Genomic DNA, 2191 nt, shown 5'->3' on the forward strand with positions numbered 1-2191 from the left:
ATTAAACATCTCCTCAGACCATCTAAAATTTCAAAGAAAGTCGATTTAAACCTTTCATGGAATGATAAAATTAATGATAATGTCTTAGTTGTTGAATTTTACTTTAAAAATTTTGAAGGCACAATCAAGTATCTATTCACTCCTAAGGGTGATTTACAGTGAAATATCCGAAGTTCGCTAATAAGGATTATATCGGCCTTAATGGAGTCTCAAGGGAGCAGCTGATTCATCCTCATTTCCAAGAGTGGCAAGAGTGGTTCTTAAAAGAATATGAAGCTCCTAAAAACAAAATATGCGTGTTTTTGCCTTGTGCGGCCATAAAACCATACTATAATTCACCCATCCATAAGGTGATTAATAATGTTCTTAGTAAATATTCAAAGGAAATTCATAAGGTTGTTATCTCAAATGCAGGAGTTGTTCCTTATGAGTACTGTGATAAGTACCCGTTTGACTCATACGACTGGAACCCCTTGATAGAAGATGAAGCCATCCAAAAGGAATACTATAAAGTTACTAAGCAGAGAATTGAAGGTTATCTCTCAATACACACATATCGAGCTCATATATCGTATCTCAGGAATAGGTCCATATCTTTCAGGGCTTTAAAGGACGCTTGTAAGAATTTAGGGATAAAACTCTATTATGAGAAGCTAAATGAAAAAATATCCCCAAAAAAAGACGCAGATTTAGTATTAACCTATGATGAAAACCTTAAAAGATTATCAAAGTTATTGGAGGGTCTTCTTTGAAATACTGGGCAGGAGAGACCCCAAATAATTCAATTAAGCTGAAGCATAACCACGTGATGGACAGTGTTATCAACTATTATCACATGGAAGATCCTAGGATAGAATATGAGTACAAGAAGCTTTTCCTTGATAATGGGGCGTTCAGCGCCCTCAAAAATTCACAAAAGAGCATCCTAGAAGAGGAGAAAGTTATCAACATCCAAGAGAAACTGAATCCAGAGTATACTGTTCCTTTGGACTATCCGTTCACCCCCAGGATGGGCAAAGTAGTGATGAGAAAAAGATGGGAAAAGACAGCCAAAAACATCGAATATTGGATTGATACTACACACTTTAATCTTGTGCCTGCCCTACACGCATGGGATCGTAAAAGTCTAAATGATAATATAAGATGGCTCTACAAGAAAGACCAAGACTATATTTCAATGGGAAGTGTTCTTACTACCGCAGACGAATTCAATGGCTTTTTTGGGGACAGACAACCATCAAAAAGTTTTATTGATTCAATTATAACAACAAAGCAAGTATGTGACCAATATGGAATTGATATGCATATATTTGGTTTTGGTTCTTCTCCAATAATGTACCATATTGGTGCTTTCATTGGAATTAAAAGCACAGATTCGATAGGATACAAAAGAAAAGCAGCATATGGCAAGATCATACTCCCACAAACTGGCGAACGATACTGTGGAAATGGAAGGGCAAAATTTGGGAATCCAAGAAAAGGGGATGTTGCTTCAAGTTTTTTGACGGAGGATGAACTTCAAAAATTGAGTCAATGTGAATGCCCAGCCTGCAGAGACCAACCAGCTGACGGGCCTATAAGATGGGAAAACCTAAGAGATAGCTGGATTAAAAGAGCATACCACAACAAATGGGTAATGGAACATGAAGAGGATATTTCAAGAGCTTATAAGGGTGATAAAGAAGCATACATGAAGTTCCTTGATAAAACAATTGGAAAATCAGGGCTAGGACATCTATGGGAATATACTAAAAGAAGGCTTACACACTACAAAATAGATTTATTATATTAAGGGGGGTATTATGGGCAAGTCGATTACATGGACATTGCTGTATTACAAGTCCTTCCTTGAAGATGTTGAGAAGATGCTTAGCTTTTTGAGGAAATATGAAGGATGGGCCATTAAGAGTGATCTTCGGAGTATAGTAAAAAACAACAAAAATAGAGACTCTATTCTTAAGTTTATGGAAGATGTTCATCTCATAGAGGTAAGGTCTACAGGAAGAACTTCACGTTATAATATAACAAGAGAAGGAATAGATTATCTCCAATCGGAAAATAGATCCAAATACTTACACAAACTACTTTACAAAAATATCTTACATTATTCCTATTTTTATAATTATATCCTTGAAAATGAATTATATAAGTTCTCAAAACTTCAGATAATAGAAAAGATGGTTTTAAATTC

Annotated in this window: 3 protein-coding genes; all 3 read left to right on the forward strand. The window is 35.5% G+C overall.

Going from position 1 to position 2191, the window contains the following annotated elements:
- The first annotated feature begins 158 nt into the window (after window positions 1–158).
- Window positions 159–752 carry a DUF5591 domain-containing protein gene (locus H5T44_06350; GenBank protein ID MBC7081840.1) on the forward strand — a complete coding sequence of 198 codons (594 nt, stop codon included), beginning with the start codon at window positions 159–161 and terminating at the stop codon, window positions 750–752.
- Window positions 749–1792, forward strand: a complete 1044-nt coding sequence (locus H5T44_06355; GenBank protein ID MBC7081841.1) for a hypothetical protein — start codon at window positions 749–751, stop codon at window positions 1790–1792. Before H5T44_06350 ends, H5T44_06355 begins: the two co-directional genes overlap by 4 nt.
- A gap of 10 nt (window positions 1793–1802) precedes the next feature.
- A partial coding sequence (locus H5T44_06360) for a hypothetical protein (protein MBC7081842.1) occupies window positions 1803–2191 on the forward strand: 389 nt, incomplete at its 3' end.

The sequence above is a fragment of the Thermoplasmatales archaeon genome (assembly GCA_014361195.1).
Taxonomy (GTDB): Archaea; Thermoplasmatota; E2; order UBA202; family JdFR-43; genus JACIWB01.